The organism is Enterobacter sp. 186315 (genome assembly GCF_053290175.1).
The window spans coordinates 1-711 of record NZ_JBPTTK010000067.1; the positions used below are offsets into that span (position 1 = coordinate 1).

1 protein-coding gene is annotated in these 711 nt (G+C 56.0%); it reads left to right on the plus strand.

Going from position 1 to position 711, the window contains the following annotated elements; genetic code table 11:
- Nucleotides 1-711 (plus strand): type VI secretion system Vgr family protein (locus tag ACSVHP_RS22975; RefSeq protein ID WP_447552988.1); only part of this gene is annotated, 711 nt, incomplete at both ends.

Genomic DNA, 711 nt, shown 5'->3' on the forward strand with positions numbered 1-711 from the left:
CTGGGATCGCAACAGCCCGAAAAGCCCTGAAGACACCTCCTGCTGGGTGCGCGTATCCCAGGCATGGGCGGGTACGGGCTTCGGCAACCTCGCCATTCCACGCGTAGGCCAGGAAGTGATTGTTGATTTTCTCAACGGCGATCCGGATCAGCCCATCGTAATGGGCCGTACCTATCATCAGGACAATCGCTCCCCGGGCGGGTTGCCCGGCACAAAAACCCAGATGACCATTCGCTCAAAAACCTATAAAGGGGACGGGTTTAACGAGCTGCGCTTTGAGGACGCCACGGGAAATGAGCAGCTGTACATGCACGCTCAGAAGAACATGGTGACGGAGGTGCTCAATGACCGGACCACAACGGTTAATCACGATCACAACGAAACGGTAAAGAACAATCAGTCGGTTACGGTGGTTGTTGGTCAGACGGTCAACGTGGGCAGCACGAAAGAAGGCGGGCACGACCAGAAAGTGACCGTGGCTAACGATCAGACGATCGCGGTGGAAAATAACCAGACGCTGGATGTGTTGCAGGATCGCGCAAAGACCGTGGGCGGCAATCAGACGGCGACGATTACGGGAAATGATACCGAAACCGTGATGCAGGATCGAAGCATTACGGTGCAGAAGAACCTCACCCTTGATGTGACTAACGCCACCTGCATTACCTCGGGCGACAAAATCCAGCTGATCTGCGGGGCCAGCTCCAGCTC